Raw genomic sequence first — 20,927 nt, 5'->3', positions numbered from 1 at the left:
TGTAGGAGTGGGTTCGGACTAGAATTATCTGTGTTATCGATAACTTTGCTAAACCTGCCCCCGACTAGAATTATCTTTGTTATCGATAACTTTGCTAAACCCCCCTACATTGGTGACGGGTTTTGTGGGTGGGATGGGTTTATGTAGGGGCGCGCCTCCAACTAGAATTATCTGTGTTATCGATAACTTTGCTAAACCTGCCCCCGACTAGAATTATCTTTGTTATCGATAACTTTGCTAAACCCCCTAAACGGGTGACGGGTTTTGTGGGTGGGATGGGTTTATGTAGGGGCGCGCCTCCAACTAGAATTATCTGTGTTATCGATAACTTTGCTAAACCTGCCCCCGACTAGAATTATCTTTGTTATCGATAATTGTGATCAACCCCCTAAACGGGTGACGGGTTTTGTGGGTGGGGTGGGTTTATGTAGTTTGTCTGCGGGAAGATATCAATTAGTTAGGGCGCATGGCAATGCGCCCCTACGGTTATTAATTACCCCGACGAAGGGGTCGGGTTTTTTAGGGATGGTTTAATGGTTTGTATCCTTGGGTTTTTCGGTTCTGGTTTCAAAACGATACGATAAAACAGAAAACAATAATATAGAAAGAAAAATAGAACCCAATGACTTCTACTCAAACTCTAGCTCTAATTAAAGATCGCGATCGCCTGGAAAGCCGGTTAAAAGAAATTCCGCCGGTTCCCGGTGTCTACCTGATGCGGGATAAGTCGGACCATATCCTTTATATTGGTAAGTCGAAGAAATTGCGATCGCGGGTTCGTTCTTATTTTCGCGACGACAACCGCCACAGTCCCCGCATTGCCATGATGGTTCAACAGGTGGCAGAAATTGAGTTTATTGTTACCGATACCGAAGCGGAAGCTTTGGCGTTGGAAGCGAATTTGATCAAACAGCACCAACCCTATTTTAATGTGCTGTTGAAAGATGACAAAAAATATCCCTATCTCTGCATTACCTGGTCGGAAGAATATCCCCGGATTTTTATTACCCGCAAACGCCGCTTGGGAAAACCCAAAGATCGCTTTTACGGTCCTTACGTTGATACCCGACTGTTGCGGAGTACCCTGCATTTGGTCAAACAGATTTTTCCCCTCCGTCAGCGTCCAAAACCCCTATTTAAAGATCGCCCCTGTTTGAATTATGATATCGGTCGCTGTCCGGGTGTTTGTCAACTGTTGATTTCCCCGGAGGACTATCATCAAACCATGCAAAAGGTTGCGATGATTTTTCAGGGACGTACCGGAGAATTAATTAACTATCTCACCCAACAAATGGAAGCCGCAGCCGAGAAGATGAATTTTGAAACTGCGGCGAAAATTCGCGACCAAATACAGGGGTTGAAGTCTCTCAACGCCGACCAAAAAGTTTCCCTTCCCGATGATAGAGTGTCTAGAGATGCTATTGCTTTGGCGGCGAATGATAAACAAGCTTGTATTCAACTGTTTCAAATTCGGGCGGGTCAACTGGTGGGACGGTTGGGGTTTCAAGCGGAGGTCGGACGGTTTAATTTGGAAACTTTAAGCGAAGATGCTGACAGCCAGTCGGAAAAATTATCGGAATACGGGGCTATTTTACAGCGAGTTTTGGAAGATCACTATCAAACGGTCGATCCGGTGGAAATTCCGAGCGAAATTTTGGTTCAGTACGAGTTACCCGAAGAATCTATTCTATCTAATTGGTTGAGTGAATATAAAGGTCGCAAGGTGACAATTATCAATCCCCAACGACAAACCAAAGCCGAGTTAATTGAACTGGTTGAACGCAATGCGGGTTATGAATTGGAACGAGTCCAAAAATTGAGTGATCGCAATACTCAAGCTTTAGAAGATTTGGCGGAAATTATCGATCTTCCCGATATTCCTCACCGGATAGAAGGTTACGATATTTCTCACATTCAGGGTTCGGATGCGGTGGCTTCAAGGGTGGTGTTTATAGACGGTTTACCCGCCAACCAACAGTACCGCCATTATAAGATTAGAAACTCCGAAGTTCGTGCCGGACGTTCCGATGATTTTGCCAGTTTAGCCGAAGTCATTGGAAGACGCTTTCGAGATTATCCCACACTATCCCCGGAAAAAATAGCCGTCGATAAACCGGATCTAATAATGATAGATGGGGGGAAAGGTCAACTTTCGGCGGTTGTTAAAGTGTTATCGGAAATGAACTTATTGGAAGAGTTGCGAGTTGTCAGTTTAGCCAAACAACGAGAAGAAATCTTTCTCCCCGGTGAGTCTTTTCCCCTCGAAACCGACGCCGAACAACCGGGAGTGCAACTGTTAAGGCGTCTGCGGGATGAAGCCCATCGGTTTGCGGTGAGTTTTCATCGCGATAAACGTTCTCAGCGTCTAAAGCGATCGCGTTTGGATGAAATACCCGGTTTGGGACAGCACCGCCAAAAACAACTGTTGGCACATTTTCGCTCTATTGATTATCTTCGCATGGCAACCCCCGAACAAATTAGCGAAGTTCCGGGAATTGGAATAAAATTAGCTCAACAGATCTATAATTATTTTCATCCGACAACCGACGGAAAAGATGCGATAATCACTTAGGGATGCAAAATGCTAAAAGACGGTCAGGTTGGGTTGAGGGAAATTATGATGAATACTTAGATAGACCCAAACTCGATAACCCTCGACTGATTATGCCTGCCAGCAGCTTATCCCGATTTGATTCTTGTCTGGATGCGGCGATCGACTCCAACCCGTTAACGGTTTCTCCGCAAACTCCTCTGTGCGAAGTGATTGCTTTGATGTATCAGGTGAGAAAGACCTGTACGTTGTCAGGATCGGATCGGATCTCTTCGGAAGATTTGATCCGAGATGCACGGGGAAGTTGTGTGTTGGTCGTGGATGACTCTCGTTTGCTGGGAATTGTCACCCAACGAGATCTAGTCCGCTTAATTGCTACAGAAACTCTAGACAACCCACTCCGGGTTTCTGCGGTGATGACCACTGAACTGATCGCTTTGAGGCGATCGCAATTTCACAATCTGTTTACGGCGATTAATTTCTTGCGTCAGCATCGCATCCGCCATCTTCCCATCTTGTCCGAGGATGAACAGCTTTTGGGGTTGGTTACGTTAGAAAGCCTTCGCAGTTGTTTGAGACCGGTAGATTTACTTCAACTCAGACGGGTTGAGGAGGTGATGAGTCCAGAGGTGATTTATGCCCCTCCCGATGCTACGGTTAAACAAGTCGCCCAACAGTTGGCTAAATATCGCGTCAGTTGTATTGCGATCGCCGAGAAAATTACCAACAATCAACTACAGCCTTTGGGTCTGGTAACAGAAGCGGATCTACTCCTGTTTCAAGCCTTGGGTTTAGATTATCACATCCGAGTCGATCGGATTATGTACGGACCCTTGCAATTGCTCCATCCCGATGATAATCTATGGGAAGCTCATCAACAAATGCAGCAACAGCAGATTCATCATTTAATCGTTGGAACCGAAAAAGGGGCGATCGCGGGGATTGTCACCCAAACCACGATTCTGCACGCTCTCGATCCGATGGAGATGTACACTGTGATTCAGATGCTGCAACAACAGGTCCGCCAGTTGCAAGGTCAACGAGTTCAACGGCTAACTCGTCAACCCCCCCAACCTCCAGCGGTGAACTCTCCCCCGGAACAAGATCTGAATCGGGCGATCGTCGAGACGATTAGTAATTTAGTGGTCGTCCTCGATACTCACGGCCGTATTGTCCGCTTTAACAAAGCCTGCGAAGTCTTAACCGGCTATTCGTTGTCCGAAGTTCAACATCAAGTGTTTTGGGAAATCTTTCTTTCCCCCCCGCAACAACAGCAAGTCAAAAGCAGCTTCCAAAACTTACAAACTTCCGGCTTTCCCCCCCAGCAAGAACTGACTTGGCAAACGAAGGGTCTACAGGCGCGCACGGTTTCCCATTTTAATAATACCCTGTGCAACGAGAAAGGTCAAGTGGAATATGTAATATTAACCGGAGAAGACATAACCCACTGTCGGCAGATAGAAAACACCCTAAAAGAGCGAGAAGAATCCTACCGTCACCTGAGTAACGAACTAGAACAACGGGTACACGAACGCACGGAAAAATTAACCCAAGAAATCGCGAAATATCGGTGTACAGAAATCGAGTTCAAGTGGAAAAAAGACAGATTAAGCGCACTGTTATCCTCAAATCCAGCAATCATTTATAGCTGTCACTATCAGAGTTATAAAGTCAGCTTTATCAGCGAAAATGTGCGGAATATTTTAGGATATAAACCCGAAGAATTTTTAAGCGATTATAACTTTTGGTGGAGTCATGTTCATCCCGAGGATAAAACCTTTTTAACAATAGAACTGGAGAAAATATTAGAACAGGGATATTATCGCTACGAATATCGTTTCCGTCATCAAGACGGTAAATATCGCTGGATGCGAGACGAAGTAAAACTAATTCGGGATGAAGCGGGAAACCCGGTAGAATTAATCGGATATTGGATAGAAATTAGCGAACGCAAAGAAATAGAAGCGGCGTTATGCGAAAGCGAACAAAGATTTCGGGTAATATTTGAACAAGCCGAAGTGGGAATAATAGCCGTTTCCCCATCGGGTAATTTTCTCTTAGCCAATCCCAAATTTACAGAAATAGTGGGATATTCCGTAGAAGAACTCTTAACAAAAACCTATCAAGAAATCACCCATCCCGAAGATTTACCGAAAGACTTAGCCTTAGTCGAACCCATTTTAACAGGTAAAATTCCGAGATTTTCCTTTGAAAAGCGGTACATTTGCAAAGACGGAAGCGAAATTTGGGTAAATCTAAGCGGTTCATTAGTTCGCAATCCCAAAGGAGAACCCGAATATATTATTAGCATCATTCAAGATATTAGCGAACGCAAAAAAACCGAAGCCATTCTGTTAGATCGAGAAGCAATTCTCAGCAATTTATGTGAAAATACAACCTTAATGATGGGCGTAGTTGAATTAATAAATCATGAGATTTATCATCTCTGGGATAATCCGGCGGCGGCGAAATTATTCGGCCTGGGGGAACAGGAAATGAAAAATCAAAGCTGCCGTCAATTGGGAATACCGGAAAACTTAATTCAACTGTGGATAAAACATTGCAATCAAACCCAAGAAAATCAGAAACCCGCACGGTTTGAATATCTCCACAAAACCCCAACGGGAGAACATTGGTTATCGGCCACCATTTGTGCGGTACAGGGGGAAAACTTTACCCATCCCCGATGCTGCTATGTAATTGAGGAGATCACCGAACGTAAACACATAGAAGAAGCGCTGCGCCACACGACCCAAAACCTGTTAGAATCCCAACGCATTGCCCATATTGGCAATTGGAATTTTGATGTAATTACCAAACAAATTACTTGGTCTGAGGAGATGTTTAGAATATTCGGTTTGGACCCCGCAGACGGCGAACCGACTCTAGAAGAACTGATAGAAATGATTCACCCCGAAGATCAAGACCATCACCAACAAATGTTAAACCGCAGCCTAACGGGGGGAGAATATTTTGAAGTCGAATATCGCCTCATCCGTCCCGATGGAGAACTGCGCTATCTTAATACCCAAGGAGAAGTGATCCAAAACCAAGAAGGGGAGGTTATTCGCCTGTTTGGGGTGGCGATAGACGTAACCGAACAAAAACTCGCCGAAGAAGCGTTGTGCGCCTCAGAAGCCCGTTATCGGGCGCTGGTGGAACAAATGCCGGCTGCGGTTTATACAATTACCGTCGGGGAAGCGAGTATGCCGTTGTATATTAGCCCCCGAATCGAACAAATGTTGGGGTATACTGCCGATGAATGGATGAGTAACCCGCAACTGTGGTCGCAACGCCTCCATCCCGAAGACCGAGAACAGATGAGCAATCGGTTATTGAACCTCCCCACCCACGATCATCCGTTTAGCTACGAATATCGCCTGTTAACGCGCAATCAGGATGTATTATGGGTGCAGGATTCGGCGGTGGTGATTCGGGATGAAGATGGGACGCCGATTTTGTTGCAGGGGGTGATGCTCGATATTACCGAACGCAAACAGGCCGAAGTTGCCCTCAAACAGAGTGAAGAACGGTTTAGTACGCTGATTCGCAATTTAAGCGTCGGGGTGACGTTGCACGGTTCCCAGGGTGAGGTGTTGTTGTGTAATCCCAAGGCGTCGCAATTGTTGGGGTTGAGTGAAGAGGAACTGTTGGGGAAAACGTCTCTGTCTGCGGAATGGGAAATTATTCACGAAGATGGTTCTGCTTTTCCTTCTCGAGATCATCCGGTGACGCAAGCGATTTTAACCCGTCAGGCGGTGAGAAATGTGTTGATGGGAATTTATCGCCCTTCGGGGAAAGGGGGAGAAGAAAAAAACTTGATTTGGATTTTGGTCAGCGCCGAACCCCAACTGACAGAAGACGGAAAAGTTCAACACGTTATCTGTACGTTTAGCGATATTACGATTCTTAAACGGGTTCAGGAAGATTTACGCACTAGCGAACAACTTTATCGGACGATCGCTCATAATTTCCCCAACGGTACGATCTTTTTATTCGATCGCAATTTACGCTATTTGGTGGCAGATGGTCAAGGATTGGCTCATTTACAATTGCGTCGGGAAGCGTTAGAAGGTCATACGTTGTCGGAGGCGTTGTCGTCGGAAATTTACACTTCGACTGAATCGTTGTATCAAACGGCGTTGGATGGAAGCGAACGGGTTGAGGAAATTCAACATCAAGATCAGACGTATTTGGTGAGGGCGGTTCCGATTAGAAATGAAGAGGGCGAGGTGATTTTGGGGATGATTGTTTCTCAGAATATCACAGAACAGAAACAGGCGGAACTGGCTTTACAACGGGCGAATCAACATCTGGCTGAAGTGAATCAACGCCTAGAACAGTCGGTTAAAGAGTTGGAACAGCGCCACCGAGAATCGGCTATTATTAATCAAATGATTGAGTTTTTGCAAGCTTGTCATAGGGTTGAAGAAGCTTACGGGCCGATTTCTGAGTTTCTTAAACAGCTTTTTCCCGACTGTGCGGGGACGGTTTTGTTGAGCAATCAAAAAGCAAATCAAGTCGAATCTATTGCTTCTTTTGGAGAGTTGGCTTCTTGTGAATTGAATCTCGCTTTTGATGATTGTTGGGCGTTGCGACGGGGACAAATTCATTTGGCGGATGGGACTAAACCGGGTTTGTTTTGTCATCATGTTGATTGTCAACCTCTACCGACGGCTTCTATTTGTATTCCAACGATTGTTCAGGGTCAGGCTTTTGGTTTATTTTATCTGCGAACTCAAGAAGTTGAAGGTTTGAGTAAGGGTCAACAACAGTTAGCCCAAACGGTGGCCGAACAGATTTCTTTGGGTTTATCTAATTTACAATTGCGCGAAGAATTACGCAATCAAAGTATTCGCGATCCGCTGACGGGACTGTTTAACCGCCGCTATTTGAAAGAGTTTTTACACCGAGAATTTAAGCGATCGCAACGTTCGGGTCGGCCGTTAGGTGTTATTATGGTTGATATTGACCATTTTAAGCAGTTTAACGATAACTTCGGCCACGAGGCGGGGGATCTGGTGTTGCAGGAGGTGGCTCGGTTTCTTCAGCGTCAAGTTCGCCTGTCGGATGTCGCCTGTCGCTACGGAGGGGAGGAGATGACGTTGGTTTTACCGGAGATGTCGTTGGAAACGGTAACAGCCAGGGCGCAACTGTTGTGCGAGGGAATTCGACAGCTTGAGTTATTTTATCAGGGTCAAGATTTGGGTCAGATCACGGCTTCGTTGGGTGTGGCTTGTTTCCCCGATCAGGGTTCAACCCCAGAAGAAGTGATTAAAAAAGCCGATGATGCGTTATATCAAGCTAAAAATCAAGGTCGAAATCGGGTTGTTTGTGCTTGAGTAGGGGACTGTTGTAGGGGCGGGTTCTGTCTAAATCTATGTTTTCCTAGAAATAACTGACATAAACCCGCCCCGCTTGCAATTGTGAGCGATTATTTTTGCCAATATTTAATATTATACCAGGATTTTTAAATCTTCTAGGAAAGCGGCAAATAAATCGGCCGAATTGACCTGTTGGGCGACCCAGGCGTTTGTTCCCATTTTAGCACGGTGGCGGCGATCGCAGATGGTTTTTCCTTTGGTTAATTTCCCCATAACTTCTACTTCTACTCTACCCCGTTGAAATTGTAGGGTTTCGGGATAAAATAAATAGGCTAAAGTGACCGCATCGTGAACTAAAAAACCGGATATTCCTTGAGTTTCTCGGTGGGAAAGGGAAGTTTGGGTCATCGCTTTAGTGAGGGCGAGAATAAACTGAGAAATATCGCTTTCGGGGTTAACTTCGGAAATGCTTTCCGCCATTTGGGGAAGAAAAATTAGCGATCGCGTCACATCGAGGGGTAAAATAACCAGGTTACTATTACTGTTAAAAACTATCTCGGCGGCTTCGGGACTGTAAGCAATATTAAATTCGGCTTCTGGGGTAACATTTCCGGCGATGTTAAAGGCACCGCCCATAATAATAATTTCTTTGGCTTGTTTTAAAATACCGGGTGATTTGGTTTCGGCTGCGGCTAAATTGGTTAGGGGGGCGAGGGCGATAATGGTAATTTCTCCGGGAAATGTTGTCAAGTTTTCGATTAAAATTTCATCGGAATATCTGGCTTTTTCATAGGACTGTTGCGGAAAAGGTAAGGTGTGGGCTAAATTTCCCAAGCCATCATTACCGTGAATAAAAGCAGCATCGGCAATTTCTTTTTGGGTTTTAATGACTCCCCGTCCGACTTCTATTTCTGAAAAATTTGTCAGTTGGAGGAGTTTACAAGCGTTGGTAAAGGTGAGTTTTGCATTGACATTTCCTTCGACTGAAGTGACGGCTAAAAGTTCGGCTAATCCTTGTTTAACTAAACTCATTAACCACAAAATCGCGAAGGCATCATCGCCGCCCGGGTCGGTATCTAAAATGATTTTGGGTGGGGATAATTGTTGGTTCATTTTAATTAAAAATTTCCTTGATTTAGGGCGCAAGCCTTGCGCCCCTACGGGGTTATTGATTCAGAAGTGTTTGGGCTGCTATTTTAACGACTTTCTCAAAAACCCGCAATTCGGTATAATACTGTTGGGGTTCTACGGTTTCATAAACAACAGCACCGCCAGTTGTTATTATAGCCCCTTCTAACATTAAATTATCCATCATCTCAAAGTCTTCGATCAACATTCCGCGATCGTCGAGGGTTTCTGAGGTTTTATTAATGACCCGTTCGCCGTAGAGATGCCCATCATTACTGTACCCAAAAATTGGCTTTTTGAGGGCGGTCATGTAGCCGATTTCAAAAGCGGTACCGGCATCTAAACTGGGACTGCGAAAGGGGGTCATGTTGGCGATCATTAAATCACAACCGTTCATTAATTTAAGATTACAGTGATAAATTTTGAGGGCGACTTCCCGAGGGTTTAAATTCGTGAAATCCAAGCTATTATCAAAGGGAAATACGCCCTCAAAGCCATAGTTTTGACAAATTTCTTTTTTAGCTTCCGCCATTTTCAAGGGTTCGGGTAAAAACACATCGGGGCCTGCCAAATAAACGCGCACAACAAAGTTCCTGATTAAGTTAGATGATTGTAGATTAAATTTATGATACCATTTTCAGCAACATTTTGAGAACGAAACGTTAAATCTAATGTCCTATGAGCGTAATTGTTTTTGGTAGTATTAACATGGACTTAGTGGTTCAAACCGGGCGTTTACCGAGTCCCGGAGAAACGCTACAAGGGGATCAATTTTTTACCGCTCCCGGTGGAAAGGGTGCAAACCAAGCGGTGGCTGCGGCGCGTTTGGGGGCGTTAACGTACTTGGTGGGGCGAGTGGGGGAAGATAGTTTTGGTCAGGAACTTTTAGCCCATCTTAACGAAACCGGGGTACAAACGGAGTGGGTAAAAGTGGACTCAAAAACGAGTTCCGGTGTGGCGATGATCGCGGTTGATGGAGAGGGAGAAAATACAATTATTATTATTCCCGGTGCCAACGGTCGAGTTGAACGTTCGGATGTTGACAGACTGAAGAATTTATTCTCTAATGCCAGTTCATTATTATTACAGTTAGAAGTGCCTTTAGCGGTGAATATTGCGGCGGCGAAAGAGGCGAAAAAAGCGGGGGTAAAAATTATTTTAGATCCGGCTCCGGCTCCCGAAAGCTTACCGGATGAACTTTACTCGCTAATTGATATTATAACACCCAATGAAACCGAAACCAAGGCTTTAACCGGATTGGATTTGTCCGATGAAAAAAACGGCTTCAAAGCGGCCGATTTTTTCCGGGAACGGGGGGTAGAAACTGTGGTGTTAAAATTGGGTGAAAAAGGAGTTTTTTGTCTGAATAAAGCCGGACATTTTCGAGTAGAAGCTTTCCCGGTTAAAGCGGTGGATACGGTGGCGGCCGGAGATGCGTTTAATGGAGCGATGGCGGCGGCTTTTGAGCGGGGTTTATCCTTAAGAGAAGCGGTGATTTGGGGAACGGCGGCGGGGGCGTTGGCAACGACAAAATCGGGGGCGCAGCCTTCCCTTCCCGACCGAGAAACCTTTGAGGCTTTTTTAAATTCTCACTAAAATCTCTATCCTTTGATAGTTAATATCTCTAACTTGGGGATGAGGAAAAATCGCCGAATCTTCTACTAGACTTAGGCAATGAAAATGATCATAAAAAAAGGAATTAATAATGCCTGATGACATAAAAAATAAAAACTTACCTGAGGTTGACCCGACGGAAGTCGAGGATAGAAGAACTGTGATCGCCGATGAACATCGTTCTTTTCTTGAAAAGGTGATGAAAAAAAGCGGCATGGCGGATCTCTACGATGCGAGAGATTTTACAGAGGTTGTCTTCCGGGTGATGCGGGATTTAATGACGACAGAAGCCGCCGATCGCGTAGAATCTGAACTTCATAAAGAAGCGGTGCCGACGAAAGAAAAAGCACTCCAGATGGAAGTTGCCCAACTATGGAAAGATACCAATCCTATTGTAGGCTTTTTAAGCCGGGTTCGTCCACCCTGGCAGGGGCCTGGAATTTTTAAAATTGATTCCGATCGCTTCTTATTTCGAGTAGCAAATGAAGGCGGACTTCCGAAAACTGTCGATCGCGAACAAGCGGTAACGGCTGTATTTTCGGCAACAAAAGAAGAACTTTCAGAAGAACGTATAGAAGAAATTAACAGTTGGCTGCCCGCCGGAAAAGTCAAAGAACTTTGGCAAGAAGCTTAAGCGGTCTGTAGTGTTTTTAAACAGATAATAGCCGGCTAAAAAAGGTTGTTATTGTTCAGGGTGATCAAATGCCAACAGAAGCCGATTTTTAGTCTATTTATCTGCTTCCTGTTGGTTAATTTACTGAGTTTTTCTGAACTGATTGATCCGTTCAAGGGAATAGGAAAGTAAACGAGAGTTTGTTTAAACATTCTCAAATTTATATTTCCTGTTCCCGAAAAACGTCTCAGATTTTTGAAGAAGACTGAAAGACTCAATTGTTCACCCTAGAATTCAATAAAACCTGTAAAATGCTGATTAATACAGACAAAAAAACTCAATTTAATTTCTGGATTTTGATTGCATTTATCCTCGGATTTTCAGGATTATTCTTGGGAATCAGCCCGAAAATATTCCCGGCTGAAAGCGCGAGATCCGTAAAAATTGAAGCCAAAAAACAGAGAAAAAATCAACTTTATAAAGAATTAGAATATTGGCTAAAAAGAAAAGAATGGAAGCTTGCCGATCTGATTACGGGCAAAATTTTACTCAATATTATCAGCCGCACCGAAGAAGGTTGGTTTGATATAGAAGCGCAGCAAGAAATTCCCTGTCAAGATATCAACAAAATCGATAAACTTTGGCTAAAATATAGTGAAAATCGGTTTGGGTTTAGCGTTCAAAAGCAAGTGTTTTTGAAATATAATAATGATTTGCAAGGGTATAATGAACCGATTAAATTTAACAATTGGACGGAGGGACATGAACAATTTGCAAGGGATGTCGGATGGCTAAAAGAGGGAAGATGGCTGAAATATTCGGAATTAGTTTGGAACAATATGGAAAACGCTCCCAAAGGACATCTTCCCATCGGAGTACGAGTTTGTACGTTTGGAGAAAATCCCCGATTATGTTGGGGAATTAGAACCGGATTGAGATTTTCCCTGCTGTCGCGACAATGTTTAATCAACTAAGCTTTTAATAACCTTAAACCGCTTAAGGTGACTAAAACTGTCGATCCTTCATGTCCGATGACCCCCAAAGGAAGGTTAATTTGACCTGCAAAATTAGCAATTAAAAGCAGACCAATAAAAGATAAAGCAAACACAATATTTTGACGAACAATTCGATTTGAACGGCACCCCAAACGAATCGCTGACGGTAACTTATCTAAACGATTCGCCATTAACACAATATCTGCCGTTTCTAACGCCACATCGGTTCCGGCGCCACCCATCGCAATTCCCACCGTTGCTAGGGCTAAAGCGGGTGCATCGTTAATTCCATCGCCAATCATCGCAACGGTGTTATATTGCTGTTTTAGCTGGCGAATTACGGTTAATTTATCTTCGGGTAATAGATTGGCATAAACCCCTGTAATTCCCAAAGATTGAGCGACAGTATCAGCCGTGCGTTGGTTATCTCCGGTTAACATGACAATCTGTTTAACACCCATTTTCTTTAACCGTTCAATCACAATTTTTGCTTCGGAACGGACGGTATCCGCAACCGCAATTAAACCCAAAATTTGTTGAGATTGAGCCACCCAAATCACGGTTTTTCCTTCGTTTTCTAGGCGGGTAGTTTCCGCTTGTAATTGTTGATTGTCTTGGGAAACTTCGGCGGCGACAAAGCTCGATTTTCCGACAATTACCGCTTGATTTTCCACCAACCCAACAATTCCTAAACCGGCTTTGGCCTGTACCGTTTTGGCGGTTAAAAGTTTGAGGTTTTTTTCAGAAGCGGCGGCGGCGATCGCTTCTCCGATGGGATGTTCTGAAACCGCTTCTAAAGCCGCAGCCAGTTGCAGAACTTTTTCGGGAGAATTCCCGGAGGTGGGAAGAATTTCAACCACTTGTAATTTTCCGGTTGTTAAGGTTCCGGTTTTATCAAAAGCAATAGCTTTTATAGTCCCTATTTTTTCGAGTTGCGCCCCATTTTTAAACAGAATACCCTGACGCGCACCGTTGGCAATTCCAGATAGTAAGGTTGGCATAATTGCCGCCATTAACGCACAGGGAGAAGCCACCACTAAAAAGATTAAAGCCCGATAAATAGTTGTTTCCCAATCCCACCCCAAAAATAAAGGCGGAATAATTGCCAGTAAAATCCCGGAAATTACAATAACTTGGGCATAACCCCGCTCAAATTTTTCGATAAACTCTTGAGAAGGAGGGGCTTCGGTTTGGGCTTGTTCAACTAAACGAATTACCCGTTGAATCAGACTACTTTCTGGGGGTTGATGAACTCGCAAGCGTAAGGCACCGTGACCATTTAACGTTCCGGCAAACACTTCATCACCGATGGTTTTTTCAACGGGAATCGATTCCCCGGTAATCGATGCTTGATTGAGACTACTGTGACCTTCTATAATGATCGCATCGGTGGGAATTAATTCGCCGGGTCTGACAATTACAATATCGTCAATTTGCAATTGATGAATCGGAATTTCAACTTCTTGATGGTTGCGAAGGGTGCGGGCGGTATCGGGTGCAACCGCCATTAAACGGCGAATATTGCGTTCGGTGCGTTGCATGGCAAAACTTTCTAAAGCGCCGCTAATGGCAAAAATTAGGATTAAAATTGCCCCATCAATAATTAAAGTATAATCCTGTTGCCACAAACCCAAACTAGCCGCCCCGACAGCCGCAACCATCATCAACAAATCAACATCAAGCTGATGTTCTTCAAACAGGGTTGTTAATCCTTCCTTGGTGCTTTCATAACCGCCAATTACATAAGCAACGGTCAACAAAAATAAAGCAATACCCACCGAAGCAAAGTTTAAACTCAGCCAACCCAAAATCACTAAAATCGCACAGCTAACCGCAGCAACCGCCTCGGGATATTTGTGGAGGAGTTGACGAAAATCTGGAGTAGAAAAAAGACGTGTCATGTGCTGTGTAAACTCTAACGCTATTTTTAGTTTAAAACTTCATCTCAAAAACAAATATAAAATTTGACTAAAAAATTTTCCCCCAATCTTGCCTGAAACATGGTAATCTTGTGAAGGGAAAACATCTGCATCGCACAGACCCTTTCAGCTAAAAACTTCGATGACTCAATTCCAGACTAAAACTCAAGCTTGGCTTAAAAACAGTGAACCTGTAGATCGCGTGGCGATCGCACTAATGATAGTCTTAACGGTGCTGATGGGAATGATGTTGCTCACGGGCGATCGCACCACGCCGAGAGTGAGAGAATTTAGCTGGAATAACAAACAAATTGGCGCCTTAGATAGCGGATTTATTCTCACGTTCAATCGTCCCATGAATCGGGAAAGTGTCGAGCGAAATTTGCGAATTGATCCGCCCCTGGCCGGTAAAATCAGTTGGGCGGGGCGACGGATGGCTTATACTTTGGTCGAACCCGCACCCTATGGAACGCCGTTTAGCGTGCAGTTGCAGGATGCTCGCGATCAGTTGTACGCGGGAAATCAAGGGCGGGTGATTGAACCGTTTACGGGGTATTTTCGCACCCGAGATCGGGCTTTTGTGTATATTGGAGTCACGGCAGACAAAGAAGGGCGGTTGATGTTGGTGAACCTGTCTCAAGAAAGTCCGCAGCCGATCGCCCTCACCCCTGCTGATTTGGTGGTTTTGGAGTTTGAACCCTATCCCAATGGCGATCAAATTCTATTTTCGGCGATTTCTCGCGAAGATCAAATGGGAGGAAAATTTGAACCCCAACTCTACACGGTGACGACGGGAATTAACCCGAATTCTCCTCAACAACAGAAAGCGAAACGCCCGAAACCGCCCGGAGAAATTGAGTTAATTCTTGATAGTCAAAAGTATAGAAATCTCAAATTTGACCTGTCTCCCAATGGTAAAATGATTGTCGTTCAGCGCGTGAAAAAAGACAATCCGGCCGACTTTGGCCCCTGGATTATTGAGTCGGGAAAAGCGGCGAAACCTTTAAAAACCGAAGGCGGTGACTTTTTAATTGGACCCGATAGTAAATCGCTGCTAATTGCTCAAGGACCTGATTTAACCACTATTTTACCGCTAGAACCGGGATCGGAACCGTTAGAATATTTACCCCGATACGGTCAAGTTCTCGGCTTTACCAATGACGGTTCAGCCGCTGTGATGGTGAAATTTAACCTCGATGGTACGCGATCGCTATTTTTAGTGAATAATCAAGGAGAAGAACGGGAACTCTATCGAACCCCGCCTTTTGGTAATATTTTAAATGCTCAGTTCGATCCGAGTAATCAGTTGTTATTTTGTTTGTTAACCGAACTTCTCGATGAGGAGCAAGAATATCAAGAACAGCCTTATATTGCCGTAATTGATATTAAAACCGCCGAGTTGGCGCCGTTGGTAATTTTACCAAATCAACAGGAAATTAATATTAGTTTGTCGCCGGATGGTTTGGCGTTGTTGTTCGATCAAACGGTGATTAAAAATCAACAAAATTCACCCCAAGCTGAGAATGCGCCCCGCACCCAAGGCGGCGATGCAATTATTACCAGTCGGTTGTGGATACTTCCCTTAGAGATATTATCCGATCCGACCCAAGCGGAAATCAAGCCCGAAGAATTGCCGTTTTTTGGGTTTAATCCCCGTTGGTTGCCTTGAAGTTGACTGATTTTGTTGTTTTAGTAGTATACTTCAAAGTAATAGAATTATCCCTTAAATCTCAAAATGCCAGTGGTCCAGCATCACCTCTTAGGCCTGCCCCTTATTTGCAGGTTTAATTGCCTTGAGTTCTATTATTCCAGTTCTACCCACCCAAGCACAAATTGTCCCCGATAACAGCTTGGGTAATGAAAATTCTGTGGTTACGCCGAACGTGAATATTCGGGGAATAAATAGCGATAGAATTGACGGGGGTGCTGTACGGGGTGGGAACCTATTTCATAGCTTTCAAGAATTTAACGTAGACGAAGGACGAGGGGCTTATTTTTCTAATCCAGATAATATCATTAATATTTTAACTCGCGTTACGGGCGGAAATGTCTCGGAAATTCTGGGAACATTAGGCGTTTTAGGGAATGCTAATTTATTTTTAATTAATCCTGCGGGGATTGTATTTGGCCCTAACGCACGGTTGGATGTTGGGGGTTCATTTTTTGCGTCTACAGCCGATGGAATATTATTTGATGGGTTTGAATTTGCGGCGAGTAATCCGGAAGCGCCGCCGTTATTAACCATAAATATGCCTATCGGATTAAATATTCGAGAAAATCCGGGGGCTATTGTTAATCAAGCCGCACCTCAACTGGTTCGACCCGATGGGAGTTCATTAAGAGATGATGCGGGATTTCTGATTTCGCAAGGATTAAACGTTCCTCAAAATCAAACTTTAGCATTGGTTGGTGGAGATGTATTATTTAATAATGGCTTTGCAATTTCTCCGGGGAGTCGAATTCAATTAGGAGGATTATCAGAACCAGGAATTATTCAAATTAACCCCGATAATAGTTTAAGTTTTCCCGATAATATTCAACGGGGAAATGTAGCGTTAACCAATGAATCAGAAATTAACATTCGTGGAAATGGAGGCGGAGACGTTAATATTAATGCAAGAAATGTTGAAATCTCGGGTGATAGTGTTATTCGCGCCGGAATTGATCAAGGTTTAGGGTTTCTAGAAGCACAAGGTGGGGATGTTAATATTAACGCTCAAGAAAACGTTTTGATAACAGGTACAGAAAGTTCGATTAGAAACGTTATTGATTTTGATGCAATCGGTCAACCCGGAAACATTAATATAACCGCCAATTCACTCAGAATGGATAGTGGAGCGTTTCTCAATACTGCTCTTTTTGGACAAGGAAATGCAGGGAATATAAGCGTACAAGCTGCATCCGTTGAAGTTTCGGGTACTTCTCCTGATGGTGAGTTTGCAAGCGGTTTTTTTGCGGATGTCAATGAAGCAGGCAAAGGTAATGGAGGAAATATTTACATAGAAACAGAACAATTCCGATTAACAGAAGGAGCAAGAATACAAAGCAATACATTTGGACAAGGAAATGCAGGTAGAATATCTATTATCGCTACCGAATCAGTTGAGTTATCCAGTAGTAATATTTTCACTCGTGTTCAAGAAAATGTGCTAGGAAATGGAGGAACAGTTAATATTAATACAGGAAATTTATTGCTGTCACAAGGAGCGCAAATTGATACTAGCACTTCCGGGGAAGGTGATGCAGGTAATATAACTGTAAAAGCTGATAATATCGAATTTATGGGAACTTCTGCTGATGGTGAATTTCCGAGTGCTTTTTTTGCTGATGTTAATGAGACAGGGATGGGTAATGGAGGAAATATTTACATAGAAACCGGACAATTACGATTGACGGATAGAGCAAGAATTCAAAGTAGTACCTTCGGAGAAGGAAATGGAGGCACAATTCAAATCAAAGCCGGACAATTACGATTGACTGATAGCGCGGTAATTTCAAGCAGTACATTGGGACAAGGAGATGCAGGTTTAATTTCAATTTTAGCAACCGATTCTGTTGAATTATTAAGTGGTAATATTTTTAGCAATGTTATAGAAGGTGCAGTGGGAAATGGTGGAACAGTTGAAATTAATACAGGGAATTTGTTGCTGTCAGAAGGAGGGGGAATTTTTACTACGACTTTAGGACAAGGAAATGCAGGTAATATAACTGTAAAAGCTGATAATATCGAACTTACAGGAACTTCTGCTGATGGTGAGTTAATAAGTGGTTTTTTTGCTGATGTCAGTGGAACAGGAATGGGTAATGCAGGCTCAATTCAAATTGAAACGGAACAATTACGATTGACAGATGGAGCAAGTATTCAAAGTAGTATCTTCGGACAAGGAAATGGTGGTTTAATTTCAATTTTGGCAAGCGATTCTGTTGAATTATCAAACGGTGCTATTTTTAGTGATCTTGAACAAGATGCAAGGGGAAATGGAGGAATAGTTGAAATCAATACGGGGAATTTATTGCTGTTAGAAGGAGGGCAAATTCTTACCCGAACTTCCGGGTCAGGAAATGCAGGCAATATCATTGTTAAAGCTGATAATATCGAATTTAGGGGAACTTCAACAGACGGTTTTGCTAGCGGTTTTTTTGCAAGTGTGGAGGAAACAGCTAACGGGAATGGAGGTCAAATTATCATTGAAACTCAACAATTACAAATGACAGATGCTTCACAGATTAATGTTTCAACTTCTAGTACAGGAAATGCCGGAAATATCACAGTAAAGGCTGAAAATATTAACCTAAGTGGAGTCAGTTTTTCACCCGAAGGAGAGATATTTAGCACAGGTTTTTTAGCAGGCTCAGGTAGTACGGGAAATGCGGGTACGATTATTATTGAAGCCGAACAGCTTAGAATTACTGATAGTGCAAATGTCTCTGTGGCAAGCGATAATGCAGGAAATGCTGGTACAATTATTGTACGAGCAGACAATGTAGAATTATTAAATGCAGTTAATAATCAAGCGACCTCCTTAATAGATGCGAGTGTGAAACCAACAGGAACGGGTAGTGGAGGAAGCGTGATTATTGAAGCCGAACGTTTAGTTTTACGCAATGGTGGACGGATTGAAGCGCGAACAGCAAATGGAGAAGGTCAGACAGGTCAAATCTTGATTAATGCTTCTGAATCTGTTGAACTTAGCGGGATTTTACCGGGTTCGGAACTTTTGGGTAGCAGTCTTTTTACCAGTACAACCGGAAGTGCAGACGCAGGCGATATCACTATTTTTACCAGAAAACTTTCAATTCAAGATCGCTCTAATATTAGTGCTACTTCAGGTTTACCAGTGGCTTTGGACTCTCTAGAAGTCCCCCAAGAGGCAACAGGAAATGCCGGAAATATCAGAATATTTGCCACAGATTCAGTCGAGTTAGTCGGTATTGGTCAGGGTGAATTTTCAATCGGAATATCTACGAACACATTTGGGGAGGGTGATGGTGGAAATATTGATATTCAGACAGGACAACTGCTAATTAGAAATTCATTAATCAGTGCTTCTTCTCAAAACGATACCCGTCTTAATGCGGGGGATGGAGGTAATATTAACATCGTAGCAACTGATCGAATTGAGTTATCGGGTAGTCTGGCAGGCTTATCTGCACTGACAACAGGAACAGGCAATGCTGGAGACGTTACCATCCTAACTCGACAATTAACGATTCGAGATGAAGCAAGAATCAGTGTTGGCGATACTACTTCTGATAACGAAGAAATCGCTTTGATAGGAGGCAATGGAGGCAATATTAACATCACCGCTTCTGAATCTGTTGAATTCACTAATAATGCTCAAATTAGCTCTTTGACCAGTAATGCTGGAAATGCAGGCAATATCACTATTGAAACGGGTCGGTTTGTCATGGATGACCAGTCAGGAATATCAGCAGGAATAAGAAGCAGTGGCAATGCAGGAGACATCGCAATTACCGCAGAACAAGTGAGCATTCTTGATAACTCGTTCATTGGTGTCTCAACCGGCGAAGACAGTACCGGAAATGCTGGTAATATCAACATTACTGCTCTTGAGTTCGTTGACATTGGAGGGACATCTACAGATGGAAGCGGTGGAAGCGGTTTAATTGCTTTTACAGGAGGACAGGGAAATGCAGGCAACGTTAACATTACAACAGGTCAATTGAGTGTTCGTGATGGAGGGTCAATTATTGTTGCAGCAACCGAAAACAGTAGCGGAAATGCAGGCAATATTACCATTAATGCTCCTCAACAAGTAGAACTTCGAGGAACTGCACCCAATGGAAATCCTGGTGGTTTATTTGCTGAAACTCGCTCCACTGGAAATGCAGGAGATGTAACCATTCAAACAGGACAACTGCAAATTCGAGATCAAGCTAGAATTTTAGTGAATTCCAATGCTTCAGGAATTCCGGGTAATATCAATATTTCGGCTAATCAAACCCTTTTAGATAATCAAGGTCAACTCAATGCAAGTTCAGAGGCGGGTCAAGGGGGAAATATTAATTTGCGATCGCGTGATACTCGCCTATTTAATCAAAGTTTAATTTCAGCAACTGGAAGTCAAAGCGGTCAAACCTTTGATGGAAATATTGATATTAATTCTAATTTTTTAGTGTTGTTGGAAAATAGCCAAATTGTTACCAGTGCTTTTGATCCAACGGGAGGAAGTAATATTAATATTCGTCCTTTTGGAAATTCCGAACTTGGACTTCTTCAATCTCAAAATAGCATTATTAACGCAGCCGGAGAACTTTCTATCGATACAACGCTTAATTTTGACCCCCCAGAATCACTAGAAGTTGAGGTTGTTGACCCGGCTGAATTAATCGCCCAAGACCCTTGCAAACAGAGAGGAACTAGCGAATTTGTGATAACAGGTCGGGGAGGAATAGCGCCGAACCCCGTTCAAGATTCATCAACAATTCCCCGGTTAGTTGAGTTACAATCTCCCCTGATTGAACCCGTTATTTCTCAATCCAATCATTCCTCACAACGTCCTCAACAAATATCACAAAACCGAGAAAATAATCGTGATGATCATCCTGTAGATTCGAGAACGATTGTTCCGGCGAGGGGTTGGATAAGAACCGAAGATGGGGAGGTTATTTTGGTTGGTTACGACCCCACAAAAACCGGAGTTCACCGCCAACCCCAACCCCCCTTAAATCAGTGCAATCCCGAAGAATAAAGCCATAAATCTAAAATTATGTGATATTTAAGCGCCTTGTTTGTCGTGCGATCGGCTAGGCTATAATTTA

General features: G+C 43.4%; 10 protein-coding genes. 7 read left to right on the top strand and 3 right to left on the bottom strand.

What is annotated here, in order from left to right:
* The first annotated feature begins 622 nt into the window (after positions 1-622).
* Both uvrC and ACL6C3_RS17345 read left to right on the top strand, forming a co-directional pair.
* A complete protein-coding gene (gene uvrC, locus ACL6C3_RS17350) occupies positions 623-2,572 on the top strand; it encodes an excinuclease ABC subunit UvrC (protein WP_413160193.1) in 1,950 nt (649 codons plus the stop codon).
* 2 nt (positions 2,573-2,574) lie between these two features.
* Complete coding sequence (locus ACL6C3_RS17345) at positions 2,575-7,893, top strand: PAS domain S-box protein (protein WP_413160191.1); 5,319 nt, start codon at positions 2,575-2,577, stop codon at positions 7,891-7,893.
* 114 nt (positions 7,894-8,007) lie between these two features.
* Here ACL6C3_RS17345 and ACL6C3_RS17340 read toward each other — a convergent pair whose 3' ends face one another.
* Positions 8,008-8,988 (bottom strand): nucleoside hydrolase, encoded by a 981-nt coding sequence (locus ACL6C3_RS17340; protein ID WP_413160190.1) that lies wholly within the window; start codon positions 8,986-8,988, stop codon positions 8,008-8,010.
* A 52-nt stretch (positions 8,989-9,040) separates the two neighbouring features.
* Complete coding sequence (locus tag ACL6C3_RS17335; protein WP_413160188.1) at positions 9,041-9,586, bottom strand: nucleoside 2-deoxyribosyltransferase; 546 nt, start codon at positions 9,584-9,586, stop codon at positions 9,041-9,043.
* Positions 9,587-9,681: 95 nt separating this feature from the next.
* Between ACL6C3_RS17335 and rbsK the strand changes: the two genes are divergently transcribed.
* The 3 genes from rbsK to ACL6C3_RS17320 all read left to right on the top strand — a co-directional run bounded on the left by rbsK (position 9,682) and on the right by ACL6C3_RS17320 (position 12,204).
* A complete protein-coding gene (gene rbsK / locus ACL6C3_RS17330) occupies positions 9,682-10,599 on the top strand; it encodes a ribokinase (protein WP_413160186.1) in 918 nt (305 codons plus the stop codon).
* A 109-nt stretch (positions 10,600-10,708) separates the two neighbouring features.
* Positions 10,709-11,251, top strand: a complete 543-nt coding sequence (locus tag ACL6C3_RS17325) for a DUF2267 domain-containing protein (protein WP_413160184.1) — start codon at positions 10,709-10,711, stop codon at positions 11,249-11,251.
* Positions 11,252-11,541: 290 nt separating this feature from the next.
* Complete coding sequence (locus tag ACL6C3_RS17320) at positions 11,542-12,204, top strand: GUN4 domain-containing protein (RefSeq protein WP_413160182.1); 663 nt, start codon at positions 11,542-11,544, stop codon at positions 12,202-12,204.
* Here ACL6C3_RS17320 and ACL6C3_RS17315 read toward each other — a convergent pair.
* On the bottom strand, positions 12,201-14,126 hold the full coding sequence (locus tag ACL6C3_RS17315) for a heavy metal translocating P-type ATPase (RefSeq protein ID WP_413160181.1): 1,926 nt from the start codon (positions 14,124-14,126) through the stop codon (positions 12,201-12,203). The genes ACL6C3_RS17320 and ACL6C3_RS17315 overlap by 4 nt on opposite strands.
* Before the next feature lie 160 nt (positions 14,127-14,286).
* Between ACL6C3_RS17315 and ACL6C3_RS17310 the strand changes: the two genes are divergently transcribed.
* Together ACL6C3_RS17310 and ACL6C3_RS17305 are read left to right on the top strand one after the other, a co-directional pair.
* Entirely contained in the window at positions 14,287-15,813 is a 1,527-nt protein-coding gene (locus tag ACL6C3_RS17310) for a hypothetical protein (RefSeq protein ID WP_413160179.1), read from the top strand.
* Between the two features lie 124 nt (positions 15,814-15,937).
* A complete protein-coding gene (locus ACL6C3_RS17305) occupies positions 15,938-20,857 on the top strand; it encodes a filamentous hemagglutinin N-terminal domain-containing protein (protein WP_413160178.1) in 4,920 nt (1,639 codons plus the stop codon).
* Positions 20,858-20,927 lie beyond the last annotated feature (70 nt).

Origin of the sequence: Capilliphycus salinus ALCB114379 (genome assembly GCF_047276495.1) — a bacterium.
In the GTDB taxonomy this organism is placed as follows: Bacteria; Cyanobacteriota; Cyanobacteriia; order Cyanobacteriales; family Microcoleaceae; genus Capilliphycus; species Capilliphycus salinus.
The sequence above is the reverse complement of the archived record's forward strand: the minus strand, read 5'-3'. Positions and strand labels throughout refer to the sequence as shown.